General features: G+C 71.5%; 21 protein-coding genes. 10 read left to right on the top strand and 11 right to left on the bottom strand.

The annotated features are described in order from the left end of the window. Positions 1-3: 3 nt before the first annotated feature. Positions 4-951, bottom strand: coding sequence for a Gfo/Idh/MocA family protein (locus tag BR98_RS12430; RefSeq protein ID WP_035844388.1), 948 nt, complete (start codon positions 949-951; stop codon positions 4-6). A gap of 178 nt (positions 952-1129) precedes the next feature. Between BR98_RS12430 and BR98_RS12425 the strand changes: the two genes are divergently transcribed. The 4 genes from BR98_RS12425 (at position 1130) to BR98_RS12410 (ending at position 7175) form a co-directional block, all read left to right on the top strand. Further along, positions 1130-1774: a GAP family protein gene (locus BR98_RS12425; protein ID WP_035844386.1), complete on the top strand. Its 645-nt coding sequence runs from the start codon at positions 1130-1132 to the stop codon at positions 1772-1774. 543 nt (positions 1775-2317) lie between these two features. Continuing rightward, on the top strand, positions 2318-3418 hold the full coding sequence (locus tag BR98_RS12420; protein ID WP_157537710.1) for a GNAT family N-acetyltransferase: 1101 nt from the start codon (positions 2318-2320) through the stop codon (positions 3416-3418). 53 nt (positions 3419-3471) lie between these two features. Beyond that, positions 3472-4644 (top strand): LuxE/PaaK family acyltransferase, encoded by a 1173-nt coding sequence (locus tag BR98_RS12415; RefSeq protein WP_035844378.1) that lies wholly within the window; start codon positions 3472-3474, stop codon positions 4642-4644. Then, positions 4641-7175 carry an acyl-CoA reductase gene (locus tag BR98_RS12410; protein ID WP_035844376.1) on the top strand — a complete coding sequence of 845 codons (2535 nt, stop codon included), beginning with the start codon at positions 4641-4643 and terminating at the stop codon, positions 7173-7175. The genes BR98_RS12415 and BR98_RS12410 overlap by 4 nt, the downstream gene beginning before the upstream one ends. A 61-nt stretch (positions 7176-7236) precedes the next feature. Here BR98_RS12410 and BR98_RS12405 read toward each other — a convergent pair whose 3' ends face one another. The 3 genes from BR98_RS12405 to BR98_RS36265 form a co-directional block, all read right to left on the bottom strand. After that, positions 7237-8544 carry a phenylacetate--CoA ligase family protein gene (locus BR98_RS12405; RefSeq protein ID WP_232247381.1) on the bottom strand — a complete coding sequence of 436 codons (1308 nt, stop codon included), beginning with the start codon at positions 8542-8544 and terminating at the stop codon, positions 7237-7239. Between the two features lie 581 nt (positions 8545-9125). Further along, on the bottom strand, positions 9126-9605 hold the full coding sequence (locus BR98_RS40240) for a helix-turn-helix transcriptional regulator (protein ID WP_035844372.1): 480 nt from the start codon (positions 9603-9605) through the stop codon (positions 9126-9128). After that, complete coding sequence (locus tag BR98_RS36265) at positions 9602-10708, bottom strand: ATP-binding protein (protein WP_198042209.1); 1107 nt, start codon at positions 10706-10708, stop codon at positions 9602-9604. The genes BR98_RS40240 and BR98_RS36265 overlap by 4 nt, the downstream gene beginning before the upstream one ends. A gap of 247 nt (positions 10709-10955) precedes the next feature. On the opposite strand from BR98_RS36265, the gene BR98_RS12390 reads away from it, so the two are divergent. Next, positions 10956-11426, top strand: a complete 471-nt coding sequence (locus BR98_RS12390; RefSeq protein WP_035844370.1) for a winged helix DNA-binding protein — start codon at positions 10956-10958, stop codon at positions 11424-11426. A 60-nt stretch (positions 11427-11486) separates the two neighbouring features. On the opposite strand, the gene BR98_RS12385 is transcribed toward BR98_RS12390, so the two are convergent. Beyond that, on the bottom strand, positions 11487-11816 hold the full coding sequence (locus tag BR98_RS12385) for a MazG-like family protein (RefSeq protein ID WP_035844368.1): 330 nt from the start codon (positions 11814-11816) through the stop codon (positions 11487-11489). Between the two features lie 245 nt (positions 11817-12061). Between BR98_RS12385 and BR98_RS40235 the strand changes: the two genes are divergently transcribed. Beyond that, a complete protein-coding gene (locus BR98_RS40235; protein WP_198042208.1) occupies positions 12062-12922 on the top strand; it encodes a MerR family transcriptional regulator in 861 nt (286 codons plus the stop codon). Positions 12923-13103: 181 nt separating this feature from the next. Here the strand turns inward: BR98_RS40235 and BR98_RS12375 are convergent, their stop codons facing one another. After that, the gene (locus tag BR98_RS12375; RefSeq protein ID WP_035844366.1) at positions 13104-13379 is read right to left on the bottom strand and encodes a hypothetical protein; all 276 of its coding nucleotides are present in this window, start codon (positions 13377-13379) and stop codon (positions 13104-13106) included. Positions 13380-13466: 87 nt separating this feature from the next. Further along, the gene (locus BR98_RS12370; protein ID WP_083976521.1) at positions 13467-14909 is read right to left on the bottom strand and encodes an MFS transporter; all 1443 of its coding nucleotides are present in this window, start codon (positions 14907-14909) and stop codon (positions 13467-13469) included. A 168-nt stretch (positions 14910-15077) separates the two neighbouring features. On the opposite strand from BR98_RS12370, the gene BR98_RS12365 reads away from it, so the two are divergent. Next, positions 15078-16076 carry an Lrp/AsnC family transcriptional regulator gene (locus tag BR98_RS12365; RefSeq protein ID WP_035844364.1) on the top strand — a complete coding sequence of 333 codons (999 nt, stop codon included), beginning with the start codon at positions 15078-15080 and terminating at the stop codon, positions 16074-16076. Positions 16077-16202: 126 nt separating this feature from the next. Beyond that, positions 16203-18263, top strand: a complete 2061-nt coding sequence (locus tag BR98_RS12360; protein ID WP_035844362.1) for a phosphocholine-specific phospholipase C — start codon at positions 16203-16205, stop codon at positions 18261-18263. A gap of 70 nt (positions 18264-18333) precedes the next feature. On the opposite strand, the gene BR98_RS12355 is transcribed toward BR98_RS12360, so the two are convergent. Genes BR98_RS12355 through BR98_RS12345 form a run of 3 tightly spaced genes read right to left on the bottom strand, consistent with a single transcriptional unit; the run spans position 18334 to position 19927 of the window. Continuing rightward, positions 18334-18753, bottom strand: coding sequence for an arsenate reductase ArsC (locus tag BR98_RS12355; RefSeq protein WP_035844360.1), 420 nt, complete (start codon positions 18751-18753; stop codon positions 18334-18336). Between the two features lie 47 nt (positions 18754-18800). Beyond that, the gene (locus BR98_RS12350) at positions 18801-19544 is read right to left on the bottom strand and encodes an aquaporin (protein WP_035844358.1); all 744 of its coding nucleotides are present in this window, start codon (positions 19542-19544) and stop codon (positions 18801-18803) included. Next, positions 19541-19927, bottom strand: coding sequence for an ArsR/SmtB family transcription factor (locus BR98_RS12345; protein WP_035844356.1), 387 nt, complete (start codon positions 19925-19927; stop codon positions 19541-19543). The genes BR98_RS12350 and BR98_RS12345 overlap by 4 nt, the downstream gene beginning before the upstream one ends. Positions 19928-20017: 90 nt before the next feature. Between BR98_RS12345 and BR98_RS12340 the strand changes: the two genes are divergently transcribed. After that, the gene (locus BR98_RS12340; RefSeq protein WP_035844354.1) at positions 20018-20476 is read left to right on the top strand and encodes an ArsI/CadI family heavy metal resistance metalloenzyme; all 459 of its coding nucleotides are present in this window, start codon (positions 20018-20020) and stop codon (positions 20474-20476) included. Between the two features lie 32 nt (positions 20477-20508). Here the strand turns inward: BR98_RS12340 and BR98_RS12335 are convergent, their stop codons facing one another. Beyond that, positions 20509-21537 (bottom strand): saccharopine dehydrogenase family protein, encoded by a 1029-nt coding sequence (locus tag BR98_RS12335; protein WP_035844352.1) that lies wholly within the window; start codon positions 21535-21537, stop codon positions 20509-20511. A gap of 112 nt (positions 21538-21649) precedes the next feature. Between BR98_RS12335 and BR98_RS12330 the strand changes: the two genes are divergently transcribed. Continuing rightward, positions 21650-22612, top strand: coding sequence for a helix-turn-helix domain-containing protein (locus BR98_RS12330; RefSeq protein ID WP_035844350.1), 963 nt, complete (start codon positions 21650-21652; stop codon positions 22610-22612). The last annotated feature ends 123 nt before the right edge of the window (positions 22613-22735 follow it).

Raw genomic sequence — 22735 nt, 5'->3', positions numbered from 1 at the left:
GGGTCAGTGGGTGGTGACGGGTACGGTCCGTCCGGAGGTCAACGCCTCCTGGGCGGCCGCGAGGATTCGTACCACCGTCAGCCCGAACTCCAGGTCGCAGGAAGCGGCTCCGTCGGCGCGCACGGTCCCGGCGGCGACGTGGACCGGGCCGACGTCGACCCGGCTGTCGGCGAGGAGTGCGTCGATGGCGCGGTGGAATGCGGCGACCGGGTCGGCACCGCGGAACGGCATGCGGCTCGTGCCGTCGGCCCCGTGCAGCTCGATCGTCGTCGCGGCGGCCTCAGCGGGTGCGGTCATGCTCAGGTCCGTGGTGCTGCGGGCACCGCCGCCGTGCCGGAAGGTCAGGTGGACGGCGTCGCCCGCGCCGGCCGAGGCGGTGACGGCTTCGATCGGCCCGAGTGTCGGCAGCAGGACGGACAGCACGTGCGGGCCGATGTCCCACAGCGGGCCCTTCTCCCGGCGCCAGGGCGAGGCGGCGTACGGGTTGGCGGCATCGGTGAAGACGCTGGACAGCCAGCTGGCGTGACCGCCCGACCAGCCGCCGGTGGCGGCCTGCTCCTCGACCCACCTCGCGACGGCCCGGTCGAAGCGCAGGGTGAAGAAGACCTGGCCGGCCACGCCGTGGCGGGCGGCCGTGCTGACGACCTCGGCGGCCTGGCGGACGTCGGTGGCGACGGGCTTGTCCAGCAGCAGGTGGCAGCCGCTCGCGGCGGCCCGTACGGCCAGTGGTGACTGGACCTCGGGCGGCAGCGCGATCGATACCGCGTCGACCTGCTCGAACAGTTCGTCGACCGCCGAGAAGGCGGCGGTGCGGTGCAGCGCGGCCAGCGCCCGGGCGGCGTGCGGCCGGCGTCCCCACACGCCGACGAACCGCAGGTCGGGGTGGGTGGCCAGGGCGGGCGCGTGGACGCGCTGCGCCCAGGGGCCGGTGCCCAGCAGTCCGATACGCATGGGTGCAGCCTGCCACACGGCTGGGCCCGCGGTCGGCGGGGGCGGCGGGGTGCTGTCCTGCGGGGTGCGGCTGCGGATCGGCCCAACGGAGTACGGACGAGATGCCCCGGCTGACGAGCCCGGGTCATGATGGCCCCGTACCGTCAGCAGACCCCGAGTGGAGCGGTGAGCAGACGCGATGGTTCTCGACCTCCTGCTCATCGGGCTGGCCATCACCCTGGGGCCGGTGCACAACACGGCGTTCATCCTGCTGCTGTCCGCGGAGAAGGGTGTGCGCAAGGGGGTGGCGTTCATCCTGGCCTGGCTCGCCAGCCTGGTGGTGGTGATCGCCTGCGTGCTGCTGATCACCGGTGGCAAGCCGCCGGCCCACCAGAGCGCCTCGTCCACCGCGGCGCTGGCCGTGAAGCTGGCGCTGGGCCTCGGCATGGTGATCTACGGGGAACGCAAGCGTCGGCGCGGCAAGCGTCCCCGCAAGCCCCCCAAGTGGTTGGCACGACTTGACAGCGTCTCGGGCTGGACGGCCGCGGGCATGGGGGTGCTGCTGCAGCCCTGGGGCGTGGTCGGCGCAGGCGCCGCCACGGTGGTCCAGGCGGATCTCTCCGAAGCCGCCACCTACCTGTCCCTGGTGGGCTACTGCCTGCTGGCCACGGCGAGCCTGTTGGTGATGGAGCTCTACACGACGTTCAAGCCGGTGGCGGCGCAGGCCAGGTTGGGCGCGTTGCATGACTGGATCGCCGGCCATCAGGATCAGGCCATCGTGTCACTCTCGCTGGGGTTGGGCCTGTGGCTGATGGCGAAGAGCATCCTGCAACTCGTCAACTGATGCCCGGACCGCGAGGGGCTCGGCCGCCCGTCATCGAAATCCCCGAGATTTCCGGTGATGTTTGCTAGGGGGCGTTATGGCAACCATCAAGAATCCTTATGAAGAACGCGTCTGACGAACTGTCCGAAAACCAGTGCAACCCCGGCCGGTTCCCGGTGCCCGGCTGTATCGGTTCATCGACAGGCTGTGATCTCGATCGCACTTGACCTGCATCCGAGCTGGTCAGAGGGCTGACGAATGGTCAGCGCGGCTGCCCGCGCGCTAGGGTGAGGGAGCTGGTCGCGTCACCCCGCGGCCGTTCTCCTCCTTTCGGCTCGCAAGTCGCCGGCCATCCCCAATCCGGCGACCCTGCGGCACGGAAACCGCCATACGCGGAGTTCCGCATGCGACCCACCCCACCCGGGCCTACGCATTCGATCGTGAGGACAGTTCTGCGATGCGCCACGGCAGACCACACTGATCCGTGGGCGCATCAGTGACACCGGGGAGGTATTTTTGTCCCATCAGTTCACTGCCGTTCAACTGAGTGACATCAACGGGCTGTTGTTGCTCTATCGGCAGGTCTACGGGAGCAGCTACGCGCTGCCCATCGGCACCGACCCGGACGTGATGGCGCGGGAGATAGCCTCGCCGCGCACCACCTGGCTGGTGGCCAGGGAGCCGGACAGCGGGCGGATCATCGGCTCCATCATCGGCTCGGTCGATCCGCAGAACCGGCTCGGCAAGCTCCAGGGGCTGGCCATCCATCCCGACGCCCGCGGCACCGGGTTGGCGCACCAGGCGGTCCGCCGGCTCAGTGAGCTGCTGCTGACCGGCGAGCACGCCGCCGACTCGGTCTACGCCACCGCGCGCACCAACTCGACCGCCCCGCAACGGGTCTGTCTGAGCGCCGGCTTCCGGGCGCTCGGCATCTTCCCGAACCTGCGCAAGGCCGAGCGCCACGAGACGATGGTGCTGCTGGCCAAGCACCGGGCCGGCGTGCTGGAGCAGCGGCTGCCGGTGGACCGGGTGCCGGCCGGGTTGGGGGACCTGGTCCGGGCGCTGCACGAGGCGGTCGGCCTGCCCGAGCAGCCGCTGCCCGCCATCGACCACGAGCCACTGCCGATCCGACAGACCGGCGCCGGCGGACCGGGGTTCGAGTTCGTCGACGCCCCGCAGTTCGTCCGCCGGCGGATGGCCGAGGCGGTCCCCGACCCGGAGCTGTGCTTCTACCCGTTCCACACGCCGAACGTGATGCTGGCCTCCGCGGACAACCGGCACGAGGTCTACGCCCAGCTCAGCCCGGCCGACGGCTACTGCGCGCTGATCGGCGCCAGGCCCGGCCTGGCCGCACTGGCCGAGGAGTTCGACTCGCTGATCGCCCGGCTCGCCGAGTGCGGGGCCTCGCACATCGAGGCGCTGGTCCCACTGGACCGCTACCAGGACCTGCGACTGCTGCTCGCGCACGGCTTCCTGCCGGCGGCGGCCTACCCGGCGATGCGCCGCCAGGGCGCCGGCTACCGCGACTACGTGGTGATGGCCCGCAGTCTGCAGCCGCTGGACTTCCGCGGCCTGTCCATCGACGCGGCCTTCCAGCCGTTCACCGAGCAGTACATCGAGCTGTGGAAGCAGCAGTACCTCAACACGCACGGGGTGTTCCAGTGAGCGAGCAGTGGGGGTCCCCCCGGCCGGAGGCTGGGGGAGAGGTCACCAGTCGTATGGTCGCTTACCTCGACCCGGTCCAGGTGCCGGACCCGGAGGCGCTGGCGCACGTCCAGCGGCTGTGCGACATCGCCGAGCCCTACGCCGTCGGCGCGGACGCCGACCAGCTGTTCGCGCGGGCGATGAACGAGTCCAATGCCTGGCACGCGGCCCGCTCGCCGTTCTTCGCCAAGCTGTGGGCGGACAGCGAGGCGTTCGCCCGGCCGCTCGAGTCCGTCGAGGACCTCGCCCGACTGCCGTACGTGCACGCCAACTTCTTCAAGGCGCACGAGGTGGTCTCGATCCCGGAGCAGGACGTCAAGCTGCACGTCACCTCCTCCGGCACCACCGGGCAGAAGTCGCAGATGTTCTTCGACGAGTGGACACTGCGCAACGGCCAGCGGATGGTCGCCCGGGTCTTCGACTCCTACGGCTGGCTCGGCGAGGAGGAGCCGGTCAACTACCTGCTCTCCAACTACCAGCCGCGCCCCGGGCTGAACCTCGGCACCTCGTTCACCGACGAGTACCTGTGCCACTTCGCGCCGGTCCGCTCGGTCGAGTACGCGCTCAAGCACACCGGCAGCGGGCACGAGTTCGACCCGTTCGGCTGTGTCCGCGCGCTGCTGCGGTTCGCCGAGGAGGGTGCGCCGGTGCGGATCCTCGGGTTCCCCGCCTTCCTCTCCTTCACCCTCGATCGGATGCGCGAAATCGGCCTGCCGCCCGTCCAGTTGAACCCCAGGTCGCTGGTGGTCTTCGGCGGCGGCTGGAAGGGCCACGTCGACAAGCAGGTCGCCAAGCCGGAGCTGTACCGGCGGATCCACGAGCAGCTGGGCATCCCGGACGAGCGGATCCGCGACGGCTACGGCGCCGTCGAGCACTCGGTGCTCTACATGGAGTGCGCCAACCACCGCCTGCACGTGCCCACCTGGTCGCGGATGCTGGTCCGCGACGTGCGCACGCTGCAGCCGCTGCCGCACGGTGAGCGCGGCTACGCCCAGTTCGTCTCGCCGTACATCACCTCCGTGCCGGCCCAGTCCGTCCTGATGGGCGACCTGGTCTCGCAGCACGCGCCCGAGGAGTGCGGTTGCGGCCTGCCCACACCCTGGTTCGCCGTGCACGGGCGGGCCGGACTCAGCCGCAACCGCAGCTGCGCCATCGCCGCCGCCGAACTGCTCAAGGGGACCTCGTGACGACCGATCAGCCGACCCACTACTGGCAAGGGGAGTTCGTCTCCGAGGCCGAGGCCGACCGCCGCCTGGACGAACTCGACACCCGGCTGCGCGCCGTGCTCGCCGAGCCCCGGCTCAGCCCGTTGACCGTGCTGGCCGCCTGTGACCGGCTGTCCGCCGCGCTGCGCGACCCGTCGAGTACGCAGGCGAAGCTGCTGGCACAGGAGCTGACCCACAGTCGGATACCTGGAGCGGAGGCCGAACGGACCCTGCACGACGTCGCCGAGGCGCTGGAGCGCGAGGCGTTGGAGAGCAAGCTGATGCGCGAGCTCGGCGGGATCGACCCGGGCCGGCTGGCCCGCTTCGACTTCCGCCGGCAGATCTTCGAGGGCTGGCTGCCGGTCGGCCTGCTGGTGCACGTCACGCCGGGCAACGCGCCTGCGGCCGGAGCCCTCAGCGTGATCGAAGGACTGCTCGCCGGCAACGTGAACGCGGCCAAGACCAGCGGTGGTTCGCGCTTCACCCAGCTGCTGCTGGCCGAGCTCGCGACGCTGGACCCGACCGGCGCGATCGCCGCCCGGGTGATCGCGCTGGCCTTCCCATCCACCCGGACCAGTTGGTTGGCCCGGCTGTGTGCGCAGGCCGACGCCGTCGCCGCCTGGGGTGGCGAGGAGGCGCTGGCCGGGGTCGCCGCGCTGGTGCCGGCCGGCTGCCGGCTGGTCGACTGGGGGCCCAAGCTCTCCTTCGCCTACCTGACCGCCGACGCCTGGACCGAGCCGGCGGCCCTGCGCGGGATCGCCGCCGACATCTGCCGGCTGGACCAGCAGGCCTGCTCCAGCCCGCAGGTCGTCTACCTGGACACCGAGGACGAGCAGCAGGTCTTCGACTTCGCCGAGTGCTTCGCCGCCGTGCTGGCCGAGGCCGTCGCCGAGCTCTCACCCCGCGAGCCGGACCTGCTGGAGAGCGCGGAGATCAGCAACACCGTGCTGGTGGCCGGCCTGGAACAGCACCTCGGCCTGACCAGGGTGCACGCGGCCCCCGACGGCAGCTGGCACGTGCTCGCCGACCTGCGCAGCGCGCTGCGTGCCTCGCCGCTGCACCGCACGGTCTGGGTCAAGCCGCTGCCGCGCACCCGGATCGTCGAGGTGCTGCGCCCGATGCGCCGCTACCTGCAGACCGTCGGCATCGGCGCCGAGCGGGCCGACACCGCCGTGCTGGCCGCCCTGGTGCTCACCGCCGGCGCCCAGCGGGTCACCGTCCCCGGCGGCATGCTCGGCAGCTACGACGGCGAGCCGCACGACGGCGTCTACGCCCTGCAGCGCTACAGCCGCCGGGTGGACGTCCAGTTGGACGAGCGGTTCGCCGGTGACGCCTGCCTGGACGACCTGGTCGGCGTGCGGGAGTTGGCCGTGCCCGAGGTCGAGGTGACCGCGAAGACCGAGTTCGAGCTGCTGCAGGGCGATCTGAGCCGGGCCGAGGTCTTCTTCCGCAGTGGCGGCAGCTCGGGCGCGCCCAAGCTCTCCGCCTTCAGCTGGGACGACTACCACGAGCACATGCGCTCGGGCGCCGAGGGGCTGTTGGCGGCCGGCTTCGACCCGCGTACCGACCGTGCGATGAACCTGTTCTTCGGCGGGCTGCTCTACGGCGGTTACAACAGCTTCTACTCGGTACTGGAGACGCTGCAGGCGGTGCAGTTCCCGATGGCCGCGCAGGAGGACCACGCGCTGGTCGCCCGAGCGATCGTCGAGCACCGGGTCGACACGCTGTTCGGCATGCCGAACTACCTGCTGCGGGTCTTCACCGAGGGCGCGGAGGAGCTGCGGGCGTACCGGGGCGTGCGGAAGGTCCTCTTCGGCGGTGAGCACTTCCCGCAGAGCCAGCAGGACTGGCTGCGTGCGGAGTTCGGCGTCGAGCTGATCCGCTCGGGGGCCTACGGCAGCGTGGACGCCGGGCCGCTCGGCTACCAGTGCGCACACGCCCCGGCCCGGGTGCACCACCTGTTCAGCGGCCTGCAGACGCTGGAGATCCTGGACCGGGACGAGGACCGCCCGGTGGCGCCCGGCGAGGCCGGACGGCTGGTCTTCACCGCGCACACCCGGCGCGGCCAGCGCCTCGACCGGTACGAGATCGGGGACCTCGGCCGTTGGGTCGAGGGGGAGTGCGGGTGCGGGCGGCGCACACCGCGCTTCGAACTGCTCGGCCGGTTCGGGGACATCTTCCGCAGCGGCAGCCACTTCCTCAACTACCGGCGGATCGCGGCGGTGGCGGAGCAGGAGCTGGGGCACCGGGGAGCACTGCAGATCGTGCTCGCGGAGGGCGGGACGACGGGCGAGTCGCTGACGGTTCGTCTGGAGGACCATTCTGGCGGCCTGTTGGACGAGGCGGCCGCGGTTCGGGCGTTCCTGGACGGGTACCCGGAGCTGGCGGCGGCCGTCGAGCGCGACCGGCTGGTTGAGCTGCGGGTCGAGTGGGTGCCGGCGCAGGCCTTGGCGCGAACCGTGAGCAGCGGAAAGCTGCGCGAGGTGGTCGACCTGCGGGAACGCAACCTCTGACGGTCAGTCAGTCAAAGTCAGCGGTAGGGGTGACGGCAACGGCCGTCACCCCTCCTCGCGTTCAGCTCATCCGCTCGTCCAACAGACGGACGGCCTTGCCGGTGCGTGGGTTGATGCTCAGTCCGTCCGGTCCGACCCATTCGACGGCCAGCGGGTGGATCAGCGCGCGGGCCACATGATCGGCGAACATCGGGCGGGTGGCCGCGAGTTGCTCGCCGAGCGTGGCCTCCACGGCCGCCCGGCCCTCGATGGTCGCCGGCGGTGCGGTGTCGGCGAGCCGCAGGACCAGCTGGTCCAGCCCGTCGCGGTGCCGCAGTACCACCTGCACACCGCCGACTCGCCCCTGCGCGTCGGCACCGGCCACCAGGGCCCGCAGGTCCTCCAGATAGACGGTGACCGGTCCGACCCGGGCGCCCTCCTCGGAGCGGCCGAGCAGCCGGAAGCGGCGGTTCGGGAAGTCCACCCATTCGGCCAAGTCGCCCACGGGGTAACGGATCACCGGCATCAGCCGCCGGACCAGGTCGGTGGCCACCACTCGACCCGGCCGCCCCGGCTCCTCGATCGGCTCGCCGCTCTCCGGATCCAGCAGCTCCACGACCTTCTCCGGGCTGAACACCTCGTGCACCCGGTTGTCCACCTCACCGGCCACCGGTCCGGCCAGCACGCCCGCGTCCACGCTCGCGTAACCGATCGAGCGGACGGTGCAGTTGGGGAAGGCCTTCGCCATCAGGGCGATCTGGTCCGGGTAGAAGGCCTCCCCGCTGAACAGCGCCAGCCGGATCCCGGGCAGCGAGCCGACCGTGTCGACCACCTCGCGGGCCAGCCGGCAGAGCGAGGTCGGCGGCGCCGTGAGCACGGTCGCGGAGAAGTCCCGCAGCGCGGCGATCACATATTCCAGTGGGGCGCCACCGCCGATCGGCAGCTGCACGGTCGGGACCGGCGCCTCCTGGAGGAGGTTGAGGGTGAAGACGAAACTGGAGTACAGCTCGCCGGCGTAGAAGAGGTTGGCGACCCGGTCGCCGGCCTGCAGCCCGGCGGCCGGCAGCCCGTCGCCGAAGCGGCGGGCCATCTGCCGCCACTCCTCGCGCGTGTAGAAGGAGACCCGGGGTGCACCGGTGGTGCCACCGGTCTTGAAGACGATCCCGTCGGTGTGCGGGCCGGTCATCACCCGGCTCTCGGCGATCCCGTGGGCGCCCCAGAAGGCCGCGTGGTCGACCAGCGGCAGCGTCGGGAGGTCCGAGACCTCGTCCGGAAGGTCCGCGTAGAGCTCACGGTAGAAAGGGGAGCCGGCCCGGACGAAGCGGACGAGCTCGGACACCTGCTGAGACATGTGCTGGGACTGCTGTTGGGGCACGTGATGGTGCGTCATGGTTCAACTTTCGCTGCTCAATCCAAGATGATGATCTTATCCTTGCTCCGGATTGAGGCCGGCGAGCAACGTTCCGGTGAAGCCCGGCTCCGTCAACGGCGTCTCAGTTTGTGGACGGAGTCGAGCGGCTGTACCAGCTGGTCCGGATTGTCTTGATCTCGTCAAATGGTTATCTGATTGACTGCCTGGAGACGTGCAGAACCGTGTACTTGTGGGTAAGCACTCCCATAGCAAGGGTGGTCCGGTCGCGGTTTCCCCCACGAAACGGCGACCGGACCGTGCTGCCGAACCTGTCGGGATCGGCCCCGCCTCCCCACGAGACGGGCGTCCGAGCCCTGGCGGCACACAAGGTGGGCCCGGTCGTGATTCCCCCACGGAAGGCGACCGGGCCCCAGGCTTGTCCGCCCGAGGCAACTAGTGCAGCGTACATGGCAGTTCCTCCTGCGGCTACACACTGTCGTGCCCTCGTCACTTCCAGCACCGATCGGGCCGAGGTAAACCCGCGGGCCGCCCGGAGCAGCTACCTCACCCTGAGGATCCGACAACTCCCGGCCGGCGGCGCAGGGTTCTGAGGTGCGCCATCAGTCGGCAGCCGCAGCGGCGTGCCGCTGGGCGGCGCACCAGGCGGCGACCTGGGCGCGGGAGGTGAGTCCCAGTTTGCTGAGGATGTGTGCGACGTGGGTCTCGGCGGTCCGGGGTGCGATGACCAGCCGGTCCGCGATGTCCTTGTTGGACAGTCCGTCGGCGAGCAGCTCGGCGATCTCCTCCTCCCGAGGGGTGAGCGTCGTCTCCGCGGTGGCGCTCTGCGGTACCGGTCCGGGGCGGTCCTGCTGGTCGAGCGCGAAGGCGGCGGCCTGTTCCCTCCCGAGCCGGGAGCCGTGGCGGAAGGCCTTCTCGTACCCGGCGTCACCGATGCTCGCCCGGACCGTGCCGACGAGCAGCTCGTGGACGGTGTGCGCGGGAATGTACAGATCGGTGTACTCGCCGATGTCGTGCCAGGCCGCGGCCGCCGTGCCGAACAGGGTGGCGGCCCGGGTGGGCCGGTCCTGGTGGACGCTCACCCAGGCGAGTGTTTCGAGCACGAAGGCCGTGCCCGCCCGGTTACCGAGCAGCGCGTGGATGCCCAGCGCCTCCCGGGCGGCGGACTCGGCCCGCTCCAGGTCGTGGTCGGCCTCGATGTAGGAGACGGCCCACAGCGCCCAGGAGCGGTAGTACCGCTCGCCCAGCTGGTCCGTCCTGGCGAGGCAATCGTCCAGCAAGGCCATGCCCTGGTGATCAGGTCCCGGTACCAGTCGCGGTGGCGACGTCGGACGGCGCCTTCGTCCCCGGCCGCGGTGAGCTGTTCCTCGCCGTACTCGCGCAGCGTCTCCAGCATGCGGTAGCGCGCGGCGCCGTCGTGGTCCTCGCGCTGCAGGATCGACTTGTCGACCAGGGAGTGCACGAGTTCGGGGACGCCGTGGGGAGGCACGCCGTCGCCGCCCGCCACGTGCTCGACGGCGGCGAGGTCGAAGCTGCCGGCGAACACCGAGGCCCGGGCCCGGACCAGCCGCTCGGGACCGGAGCACAGGTCGTGGCTCCAGTCGATCAGGGCGCGCTCGACGAACAGTCGGACCGAGTCGTAGCGGGCGAGCGCGTCCGCCGGCGGTGGGCGGTCCGGATCGGGCGTGGGCAGCGGTGGTACGGGGAGAACGGTCTCTCCGTAGACCCCGAGGGACTGCCGACCGGTCGCCAGGACGCGGACCCGGGGACAGGCCCGGACCACCGCGGAGGTGAACCGCGCGCAGTCGTCGACCAGGTGCTCGCAGTTGTCGAGAACCAGCAGTACCTCGCGCTCGGCCAGGTACTCGGTGACGATGTCGATCGGGGCGCGGAACGACTGGTCGCGCAGCTCCAGCCGCTCCGCGACGGTGGCGGCCAGCAGGGACGGGTCACCCAGCTCGGCGAGTTCGACGAGCCAGACGCCGTCGCGGAAGTCCCGCCGCACCGCGTGGGCGACCCGGAGGGCCAGCCGCGTCTTGCCGACCCCGCCGGGCCCGGTGAGGGTCACCACTCGGGCCTGGGACACGAGCCCCTTCGCGGCGGCGATCTCCTGGTGCCGTCCCACGAAGCTGGTGGTGTCGGCCGGCAGGTTGCCGGGCCTCGGCTGGACGCGTAACGCGGCCACGAGGATCACCCACCTTCAAGCAGGCGTCGGGGCAACGCTGTTCCTCACTCCTGATGATACGGAGCACCACACGGGCCCTGGCGCCGGCTCTGCTGCGGCCGGGCCGCGCCATGAAATTGGCAGCCATGAAATTAGTAGCCATGTACATAGTAGCCATGTACGCTAATTGATGCGGGAGCTCGACGCACCTCTTGACCCGTACATCTCCTGATCCGCGCAGCTAGAACGAGAACGAGAAGGAGCAGTCATGACCACCACCGCACCCACTGCCGTACCCACCCCCGCACCCACCGGCAACGCCCGGGCCATCGCCCTGGCGCACTACGCCGGGCGTGCCCTCCTGGAGGGCGTGCTGGCCCGCCACGGAGCCACGTTCCACCAGAGTGTGACGCTCCGGGCCGTCCTGGCCGCGGGCGAGTCCATCGGCCGCGACCAGCTCCTCGCCGAGGTCACCGGCTCGCTGAAGGCCGAAGAGTCGCTCGTTGGCAGCGTGATCGAGGAGCTCACGGCCGCGAAGCTGCTGGAGCAGGACCCGGCGCAGGCGTCCCGGGTGCGGCTCACGGCTGCCGGGCGGGAGCTGTACCAGAGCTCCGCCGCTGAGACCGCCGAGATCTCCGCCCGGCTGTACGCCGGCATTCCGGCCGAGGACCTGGCGACCGTGGGCCGCGTGTTGGCTCTGGTCACGGAGCGGGCGAACGCCGAGCTGGCCGGCGCCTGAGGTACCGGGGCGCCGGTCGGGATCGAGGCCGGATCACGAGTGCGGCGGCGCCCCCGGTGCTCAGTCCATCGCCTCCTGCGCCAGGTCCCGGACCTGCAGCCCCCGCAGGTGCTCCTCGAAGAACGACTTGGGGTCGCCGCCCATGCGGGCGAGCATCACCAGTGCACTCACCGCGACGTCGCAGGTCTCCTTCTTCACGTCCTCCCAGGTGTGCGAGTGGCCCTTGCGGGGGTTCAGCCCGAGGGCCCCGATGACGGCCTCCGCGACCTCGCCGGACTCCTCCTGCAATTTGAGCGCCTGGAAAGCCCAGCGCTGCTCCCCGGGGGCCAGGGGTGAGTATGAATCAAGCTTGTTGGCAAGAGAGTTGATGATCTCCCAGGTCTGCTCCATGGGCGCTGATCCTGCCGCTGTTCGAATCGCTCGATCAAGCCGGGCGGTTCTTGGCGGTTCTCGGCGAGCCCGAGGCGAAGGCGGCGTTTTCGACCGCTGGTCTTCTGGGCGGGGTGCGAGGAGACTGACCGGCTGATGCGATCTGCGGCTGCCGCGCCCGTGTTCGACGTTCACGTGTTCGAGGTTCCCGCGTTTGAGGTTCCTGCGTTTGAGGTTCCTGCGGGGCAAGGTTCTAGGTTCGGAGCATGGTGGACGGACAGGAGCTGCTCACGGTCGGTCAGTTGGCCCGTCGGGTCGGCCTGACCGCGAAGGCGCTGCGGCACTACGACCGGGTGGGGCTGCTGACGCCCGCCCTGGTCGACCCCGACACGGGTTACCGCTTCTACGGCGCCGAGCAGGTCGCCGCCGCGCGGCTGGTGCGACTGCTGCGCTCGGTCGACGTGCCGCTGGAGCAGGTCCGGGCCTGCCTGGCGGTCCCCACCGACGAGCGGGCGATCCAGCAGGTCCTGGTCCGACACCGGAGCCGGCTCCAGGCCCGCCTGGACCGCGTCCGGGGCGACCTCCACCGAACCGACCATCTCATCGAACTCATCGAAGACGGAGCCACCGCACTGATGACCAGCCAGGACACGCAGCAGAACACCGCCGGGACCGCGAGCGACGAACGCCGAACGGCCGTCGACCTGTTCAACGGGGTGTGGCGGCTGCTGGAGAAGGAGGACCGCAGCACCGAGGAGGACGACCTCATGCTGCACATGGCGCACGCCTCGCGCTACCACTGGGGCCAGGTCGGCGCACCGGTGAACCTCAGCCGCGGCGAGTGGCAGTGCTCGCGCGTGTACTCGGTACTGGGCCGGGCCGAGCCCGCCCTGCACCACGCCCGACGCGGACTGGAGATCTGCCGGGCCCACGGCATCGGCGACTGGGACCTCGCCTACGCCTACGAGTCCCTGGCCCGCGCCCACGCCGTGGCCGGCGACCGGGAGCAGGCGCGTGCCTGGACCGAGCAGGCGCTGGCGGCAGCCGAGGACATCGCCCAGGCGGAGGACCGCGAACTGGTCCTCACCGACCTGGAGTCCATCCCCGCCCAACCACGCTTCTGGTGACCCGCCCGGACCTCACAGCTGTGTGCCACCAGGTCTGGACGGTCGGGTCAGCTACCGCAGCCACTCGGTGTACCAGGTGCGAAAGGAGAGCCTCAACGGGACGAAGCCGCCCCAGTCCGGGTCGAGGCGCCAGACCTCGCCCGCTCGCGGACCGTTCAGGACCAGCCTCACGTTGGACAGCTCAGCTCCGGCGCAGGGCCGCGTCGCACTGCAGGCAGTGGCGGGTGGCGTGTTCCGGTGGGTACCAGGGCTCATCGGGCGCCGTGGGGCGGTACTCCTCCTGCTCCAGCTCGTCGCCGGCCAGCCCGCACAAGGTCGGCGGCAGCGGAGTCGGTGGGGCCTGGGGGTCCCCGAGGGCGGCGTGCACCCACCGCACCCGGGCGCCGATGTCGACCTCCTGCGCGTCGATCACCTCGGTGGCGGGCTCCAGCTCCAGCAGCACGATCAGGCTGTCCATGCTTCGACCCTGCACCGGCTCAGCGCCGGATGCACCTCCAGCCGGGGGAGCGGAGTACCAGGTCGCCGTTCACCCCGACCACAGCATTCACTGGCGCGTGCTGCGCGCGGTCATCGCCACCGCTGCCGGCACCGTCAAGGCCAGGAGCAGCGCGGCCGCGCCCAGTGCGTGCTGGGCGGCGGTGTGCGCGCTGCCGGCCGCGCCGAGGTAGACGCCGCCGACGACCGCGACGCCGAGCGTGCCGCCGAGTTGCTGGACGGCGTTGAGCAGGCCCGCGGCCGAGCCGGTCTCCTGCGGGCCGACGCCGCGCAGCGCGGTGCTGAAGAACGGCGGGGTGAACAGGCCGGTGCCCAGCCCGGCGACGGCCAGGGCGGCGGGCAGCGCGACCGGGTAGCTGTCCGGGCCCGCGACGCGGTACGCGAGGGCGGCGGCCGCGAGGCCGATCGCGAGAACGGCGACACCGGTGTGCATGATGCGCGTCCCGTACCGGGGGACCAGGTGGCCGCCGGCCGCCCAGGAGCCGATCGCCAGTCCGGCGGACCACGGCAACAGGGTGAGTCCGGCCGTCAGTGGGCCGTCGTGGAGGCCGAGTTCGAGGTGCAGCACGACGGTGATCATGACGCCGTTCATGACCGCGAAGAAGAGTGTGGAGGTGGCCAGTGCGGCGGGGAACGCCCGGCCGCGCAGCAGGGCCGGTTCGATCAGCGGGACGCGGCCGCGGCGGGCGGTGCGGCGCTGTTGGGCGACGAACCCGCCCAGGACCGCGGTGCCCGCGGCAGCGACGGCCCACCCGGCGGGCGCGGGGTCGCCGGTGGCCAGCGGGCACACCACCAGGGCGGTGCCGAGCATCGCGAGCACGGTGCCGGCCGGGTCGAGCCGGGGGCGGGTCGGTGCACGGTCCTCGGCCAGGTACGGGGTCGCGGCCAGGACGGCGGCGGCCAGCGGCAGGTTGACCAGGAAGACCGCGCGCCACGAGGAACCGAGCAGGTCCGCGTGGGTCAGCACGCCGCCGAGGACCGGGCCCAGGACGGCCGACAGGCCCATCACCGGGCCGATCATGCCGAGCGCCCGGGTGAGTTCGTCGCCGGCGTACATGGCGCGGATGAGTCCGAACGTCTGCGGGATGATCGCGGCGGCGGCCGCGCCCTGCACGGCGCGCAACGCGATCAGCGTGGCGGCGCCGGGCGCGAGGGCGCAGGCCAGGGAGGCGGCGGCGAACGTGATGACGCCGATGCGGAAGACCCGTCGGCGGCCGGCGATGTCGCCGAGCCGGGCGCCGGTCAGCAGGCCGAGGGCGAAGGCGAGGGTGTAGGACGCGCTGAACCACGGGATGGTGGCCCGTGCTCCGCCGAGGTCGGCGTGGATGACGGGGCCCGCGACCTGGACGATCGTGGCGTCGAGGAGGTTCATCGCCTCGGCGGTCAGCACCGCGGCCAGGGCGAGCCCACGGCGACTGGCGGCGGGCGGGCCGGCGGAGGTGGTGGTGGTCGGCCGGGTGCGGCCGGCGGTGCGGTTCGTGGCGCGGGACATGGGTCTCCCCCCGAGGACGGCACGGATGTGTCGGTGGTGGCCGGGCCAGCGGAGGAGTCGTCGTGCGGCGGCGGCCGGTGACCACGGTGGCGCCCGGCGTCCTGGTGCTTCCACTTCTGCGACTTCTATCGGTGATTACTTCCATCGAGGTCGGCTAGTTTGGTGAATATGCTCGAACTGGATGCCCTGGACCGGAGCCTGATCCACGCCCTGCAGGTGGACGCCCGGGCGCCGTTCACGCTGATCGCCGAGGTCCTGGGCTCCTCGACGCAGACCGTGGTCCGCCGCTACCGCCGGCTGCACGCGCAGGCCGGGCTGCGCGTGGTCGCGCTGCCCACGCCCCGCAGCTCCGGCGCGAACCAGTGGTTCGTACGGCTGACCGCCGCGACGCGCAGCGCGCACGACATCGCGCTGGCGCTGGCCCGCCGCCCCGACACCTCCTGGGTGCGGCTCACCTCCGGTGGCACGGAGATCGTCGCGATCATCCACACCGCGCCCACCGGCCCGGACGCGCACGCGCTGCTGCTGCGCGACATCCCCCGCACCGCCGGGATCACCGCGGTGTCCGCGCACTACCTGCTGCACACCTACCTGGGCGGGCCGACCGCGTGGCGCGGACGGGTGGACGTCCTGGACGGGGGCCAGCAGGCGCGGCTGCGCGCCGGGGCCGGCACCCCGGAGGCGGCTGACACCAGCGGGGCGGATCCCGAAGACCCCGGCTACCTCCTCACGGACGCGGACCGCCGACTGCTGTCCGCGCTGCGCGAGGACGCGCGCCGCAGCTACGCGGAGCTGGCCGCCGCGACCGGTACCAGCGCGTCCACCGCTGCCCGCCGGCTGGCCGAACTGCGGGCGCGCGGCGCGCTGTTCTTCGACGTGGACATCGAACCGGCGCTGCTCGGCGTCACGGTGTCCGCGCTGCTGTGGATGCAGGTGGCGCCCGCGCGGTTGGACGCGGTGGCGACGGCGTTGGCCGGGCACCGGGAGCTCGCGGTGGTCGCGGCGACGACCGGCTCGACGAACCTGGTCGCGCACGCGCTGTGCCGGGACGCCGAGGCCCTTCACCACTACCTGACGCGGCGGGTGGCCTGGGATGCGGTCACCCGGATCGAGACGGCGCCCGTGCTGCGCACCTACAAGGCGGCGGCGACACTGCGCACGGGCTGACGCCGTCGAGGGGCGTTCGTCTGCCGTACAGCGGGCAGTCATGAGTCGTCCGCCGGGCGATGTCCCGAAACCGCTGTCCTAGGGAGAACGTCCGCCACCCCGCGACATGTAGAGGTCACCCCGCTGATGACAGAACTCAACCGCCGCCGCTTCCTGCAACTGGCCGGTGCGACCACCGCCTTCGCAGCCCTGTCGCAGAGCATCGCGCGAGCCGCGTCCATCGCCCCCCAGGGCAGCACGGGCACGATCCAGGACGTCGAGCACATCGTCGTGCTGATGCAGGAGAACCGTTCCTTCGACCACTACTTCGGGTCGATGAAGGGCGTTCGGGGCTTCGGCGACCCGCGTCCGGTGACGCTGCCGAGCGGCAAGTCGGTGTGGCACCAGACGGACAGCAGCAAGAAGGAGGTGCTGCCGTTCCGTCCCCAGGTCAGCGACCTGGGCCTGCAGTTCATCCAGGACCTCAACCATGACTGGGCCGGCGGCCACAAGGCGTTCAACAACGGCAAGTACGACCAGTGGATCCCCGCCAAGACGTCCACCACGATGGCGTACCTGACGCGTGACGACATCCCGTTCCACTACGCGCTCGCCGACGCGTTCACCATCTGCGACGCGTACCACTGCTCATTCATCGGCTCCACCGACCCGAACCGCTACTACATGTGGACCGGTTACACGGGCAACGACGGTGTCGGCGGCGGCCCGGTCCTCGGCAACCAGGAGGCCGGCTACGGCTGGACGACCTACCCGGAGCGGCTCGAGCAGGCCGGCGTCTCCTGGAAGATCTACCAGGACATCGGCGACGGCCTGGACGCGGCCGGCTCCTGGGGCTGGATCAGCGACGCGTACCGGGGCAACTACGGCGACAACTCGCTGCTGTACTTCAACAGTTACCGCAACGCCAAGCCCGGCGACGCGCTGTACGACAAGGCCCGCACCGGCACCGACGCCAAGAACGGCGACGGGCTCTTCGACGTCCTCAAGCGTGACGTCCAGGCCGGTACGCTGCCGCAGATCTCCTGGATCGCCGCACCCGAGGCCTTCACCGAGCACCCCAACTGGCCGGCGAACTACGGTGCCTGGTACGTCTCGCAGGTGCTGGACGCGCTGACCGCCAACCCCGACGTGTGGGCGAAGACGGCGCTGTTCATCACCTACGACGAGAACGACGGTTTCTTCGACCACGTCGTGCCGCCGTTCGTGCCGTCCGCCGCCTCGCAGGGCCGGTCGACCGTGTCGACGACGGCGGACTACTTCGCCGGCAACTCCAGCTACTCGGCGGGCCCCTACGGCCTCGGCCAGCGGGTGCCGATGCTGGTCGTCTCCCCGTGGAGCACCGGTGGCTACACCTGCTCCGAGACCTTCGACCACACCTCGATCATCCGGTTCATGGAGCGCCGCTTCGGCGTCCAGGAGCCCAACATCTCGCCCTGGCGGCGGGCCATCTGCGGCGACCTGACCTCGGCCTTCGACTTCAGCACGTCGAACTCGACGCCGGCGGCGCTGCCTTCGACGGCCGGCTACCTGCCGCCGGACCACAACCGGCACCCGGACTACGTGCCGACCCCGCCCGCCACCGGCACCCTGCCCAAGCAGGAGGCGGGCAGCAAGCCGACCCGCCCGCTGAAGTACGCGCCGTCGGTGGACGGCGCGGCCGACGTCACCGCCGGCACCTTCAGCCTCACCTTCAGCGGCGGGACTTCGGCCGGCGCCCAGTTCCTGGTGACCTCCGCCAACCGCACGGACGGCCCCTGGACGTACACCGCCGAGGCGGGCAAGTCGATCACGGACAGCTGGAACACCAAGTACTCCAAGGGCGTCACGGACCTGACCGTCTTCGGCCCGAACGGCTTCCTGCGCCGCCTGCGCAACCCCGGCAAGACCGCCGGGCCCGAGGTCACCGCGCGCCACAACGCGGCCACCGGCAACCTCGAGCTGACCTTCACCAACGCGGCCACCGCCGACGCCCACCTCACCGTCACCAACGCGTACGGCGGCGCCCCGCAGAGCCTCACGGTCCGCAAGGGTGCGACGGTCAGCTACTGCGTCGACCTGAGCGCCTGCCACAACTGGTACGACGTGACGGTCACTTCCACCAGCACGACCGACTTCGTCCGTCGCCTCGCCGGCCACGTCGAGACCGGCGCGCCGGGTGTCTCCGACCCGGGCATCCTCACCCACTGACCCCTCGGTCACCGGTCGGTCGACCACGTCGCCCCGAGCAGCCTGAGCTGCCCGGGGCGACGTGCGTGTGCTACGCGGCTGCCTGGACGCCGAGTTCGGCGAGCAGGCAGCGGACCCGCTGCTCGATCTCCTGGCGGATCGGGCGGACGGCCTCGACACCCTGGCCCGCGGGGTCCTCCAACGTCCAGTCCAGGTACCGCTTCCCGGGGAAGTAGGGGCAGGCGTCGCCGCAGCCCATGGTGATCACCACGTCCGAGGCCTGCACGGCCTCGACGGTGAGCACCTTCGGGGTCTCGGCGGAGACGTCGATGCCGACCTCGCTCATGGCCTCGACCACGGCCGGGTTGACGGTGTCGGCGGGTGCGGAGCCGGCCGAGCGGACCTGGACCCGGCCCTGGCCGAGGTGGGTCAGGAAGGCGGCGGCCATCTGGGAGCGCCCGGCGTTGTGGACGCAGACGAACAGCACGGACGGGACGGCGGGGGAGCTCACGGCAGGGTACTTCCTTGATCGAGGGGAGCTGTGCGAGGAGGACCGGGTCAGCGGCCGGAGGCGGCGAGGTGGTGCTCGCCGTGCGGGAGGACGACGTCCTCGGCGGCGGGCGCGGGCCGGCCGAACAGCACGGCGACCAGGCCCACACCGATGGCCAGGCCGAGGAGTTGGGCCGCGACGAAGGGCAGCACCGAGCCCGGGGCGATGCCGGCGAAGGTGTCGGTGAAGGCCCGGCCGATGGTCACCGCGGGGTTGGCGAAGCTGGTGGAGGAGGTGAACCAGTACGCGGCGCCGATGTAGCAGGCGACGGCGACCGGTGCGAAGTGCGCGCGCCCGGTGCGGGCCAGGCCGAAGATCAGCAGGATCAGACCGGCGGTGGCCACCACCTCGCCCAGCCACAGATGCGGGGCCGACCGGTCGTGGGTGGACCAGTGCACCAGCGGCTCGGCGAACATCGCGTCGGCGAGCAGGGCGCCGCCGACCGCCCCGACGATCTGCGCGGGTACGTACGCCGCGAGCTCGCGCGGGGTCGGCCCCTCGCCGCTCCGTCGACCCGTCCACCAGGCCGCCAGGGTGACGGCCGGATTGAAGTGGGCACCGGAGACCGGGCCGAGCAGGGCGATCAGCACGCCCAGGCCGAAGACCGTGGCCAGCGAGTTGGCCAGCAGCTGCACCCCGACGTCGTGGGACAGCTCGGTGGCCTGGATGCCGGAGCCGACCACGATCGCCACCAGGGCGGCGCTGCCGACCAGTTCGACGGCCGCGCGGCGGGCCAGAGGTGTCGCCGTCATCTCGCACCCACCCCTGCGGCGGTGCCGACCGGGGCCTCCAGCAGCGAGGAGAGCCGGGCCAGGGCTGCGGGCAGCACCCAGTAGTAGACCCAGGTGCCGCGCCGCTCGGAGCCCACCAGGCCGGCCTCGCGCAGCACCTTCAGGTGGTGCGAGATGGTCGGCTGGGACACGTCGAACGGGCCGGTCAGGTCGCAGACGCAGGCCTCGCCGCCTTCGTGCGAGGCGATCAGGGACAGCAGCCGCAGCCGGACCGGGTCCGACAGAGCCTTGAACATCTTCGCCAGATCGAGGGCGGCGTCCTCGCCGAGCGGCTCGCGGACCATCGGTGTGCAGCACGCCGCCTGGTCGTCCTGCCCGAGCACCGGCAAATGCAGATTCGACATGTGTCTATGTTGACAGTCATCTAAGCGTGCTGGCAAGCTCGGCTGTATCGACAACTGTCGATACAAGAGGACCGGATCGGGGAGACCACCATGTCCCGTGTACAGCTCGCGCTTCGCGTCGCCGACCTCGAAGGCTCCGTCGCCTTCTACGCCAAGCTATTCGGCGCCGAGCCGGCCAAGCGCCGCTCGGGCTACGCGAACTTCGCCATCACCGAGCCCCCGCTCAAGCTCGTCCTCATCGAGGGCGAGCCCGGCGCGGACACCCGCCTGGACCACCTCGGCGTCGAGGTCGCCGGCACCCAGGAGGTCGACGCCGCCACCACCCGCCTCAAGGAGGCGGGCCTCGCGACCTTCGAGGAGGCCGACACGACCTGCTGCTACGCGCTCCAGGACAAGGTCTGGGTGCACGGCCCCGGCAAGGAGTCCTGGGAGGTCTACGTCGTCAAGGCCGACGCCGACACCCTCGACCGGAACGCCGGCACCGCGCCGGAAGCCTGCTGCGCCACCGCCTCCTGCTGCACCGCCGCCGGCTGCGCCTGCGGCGGCTGACGCAGCCGGCGATCCGGTGGGCGGCCCGGCTGCTACTGGTGCACTTCCACGGAGATGTGCGAGGAGAGCGCGCGCAGGAAGTCGGGCGCGTCGAAGATCTCGCCGGCCGAGGCGACGCCGACCGTGCTGGTCCGTCCCGTGAGGATGCGGTCGACCGCCTCCACCGCGAGCGGCGCGGTGACGGCGTAGATGTCCTGGCCCGTTGCCACGGCTCGCCGTTCGGTGTCGCCGGAGCGCACCACGACATCGACCAGGAAGGTCTGCGCGGACCGTCCGTGCTCGTCGACCGGGGCCGGCGTCGGTGTCTCCGGGGCCGTCACCTGCTTGGCGGCCTCGACCGTCATGTAGGTGCGCACTTCGGGGATCGACAGGTGGCTGGGGACGGTGACGACGTCGGCCATCGTGAACTCCCCGATGACGGTCCGGGAGCCCATCGGCTCGGGGAAGGGCCACTCCAGGGTCGGCGGGTTGTCATGGCGGTGCTGCAGCCGCCCGTCCGTGTAGACGAGGCGCCCGCCGCCGCGCCGCTGCCGGGAGACCGCGCCCGCCGAACGGGTGCCGGCGGTGGGGTGCCAACTGCTCAGCCCGTACGCGATGTGCGCCTCGTCGGCCGCCGTCCAGTCGCCCATCGCGGCCGTGGCCAGCAGGTCGCCGAGGCCGCCGTAGAAGGCCATCGCCGGGACGACCGCCACGCCTGCGGCGCGGGCGCGGTCGGTGAAGTGCGCGAAGGTGTCGGCGTTGGCCTCGATCTCGGCCGCCACGTCCACATACGGGATCCCGGCGCGCAGGGCCGCCTCGATCACGGGGGTGGCCGTCGTGGCGAAGGGCCCGGCGCAGTTGATCACGGCCGCCGCACCAGCCAGTGCGCGGTCGAGCGAGGCCGGGTCGTCGACCGAGGCCGGGCGGGCGTCGAGGCCGAACTCGGACGCCGGCACGCGCAACTTGTCGGCGTCGCGCCCTGCCAGCACCGGGACGAACCCGCGCTCCCGCAACTGTGCCACCACGAAGCGCCCGGTGTGTCCGTAGGCGCCGAACACCGTCACCGCGAGTCCCGATCCCATGGGTTTCTCCCCCGTACTCGAATGATCTCCTGCGATCCGTCACGCACATCCTGACCCGGGCGGACACCCGGCTGTGAGTGTCTGGAACGCCATGACCCATACAATTCCGGACATGGAAACTGTCGCGCTGGCCGTCACCGACGGGATGCTGCACTTCGAACTGGCCCTGGCCTACGAGGTCTTCGGGTCCGCCCCGGCCGCCCTGACCGGCCCCTGGTACGACATCGCCGTCTGCGGGCCGAGCGCCGTGCGGATCGGCCCGTTCCGGCTGCCGCCCGACTACGGACTCGACCGGCTCTCGCGGGCCGACACCGTGATCGTCCCCGGCTGGGCCGACGTCGACCAGGACCCACCCGCCGAGCTGGTCGACGCGGTGCGCGCGGCCCACGAGGCAGGCGCACGGGTGGCCTCCCTGTGCACCGGCGCCTTCGTCCTGGCCGCCGCCGGCCTGTTGGACGGCAAGCGCGCCACCACCCACTGGGCGCACACCCGAGCCCTGGCCGACCGCTACCCCCGGGTGACCGTCGACCCGGACGTCCTCTACGTGGACAACGGCAGCGTGCTCACCTCCGCCGGCAAAGCCGCCGCCATGGACCTGTGCCTGCACCTCGTCCGCCTCGACCACGGCTCGGCGATCGCCAACACCCTCGCCCGCCGCCTGGTCGTGCCGCCGCACCGGGACGGCGGCCAGGCCCAGTTCGTCACCACGCCGGTCCCCGCCCCGGACAACCACCCGCTCGCCGAGCTCCTCCCTTGGGTGATCGAACGGTTGGACCATCCGCTGACCGTGGAGGACCTGGCCCGCCAGGCGCGGATGAGCTCGCGCAACCTGGGCCGCCACTTCCGGTCGGTGACCGGCACCACCCCATTGCAGTGGCTGCTCACCCAACGGATCCGCCATGCCCAGGAGTTGCTGGAGACCACCGACGACAGCGTCGACACCGTGGCGACGGCCACCGGCATGGGCACCGCGACGACGCTGCGCCGACACTTCAACCGCACGGTCGGCGTGCCCCCGGACACCTACCGCCGGACCTTCCGCTCACGCGTCCGCCCCAGTGGTGTTGGGGGATAGGAGGGTCTGCCCCGATTCACCCGGCCGACTTCTTTGTGTCATCTGCCAGTACGGCGGCCGGAGCGGGCGGAGGAGACTTTCCGCCACGACCGGTACGCGACGAAGGACAAGAGGGGGCGTCAG

It is taken from the genome of Kitasatospora azatica KCTC 9699 (genome assembly GCF_000744785.1).
Lineage (GTDB): Bacteria > Actinomycetota > Actinomycetes > Streptomycetales > Streptomycetaceae > Kitasatospora > Kitasatospora azatica.
The sequence above is the reverse complement of the archived record's forward strand: the minus strand, read 5'-3'. Positions and strand labels throughout refer to the sequence as shown.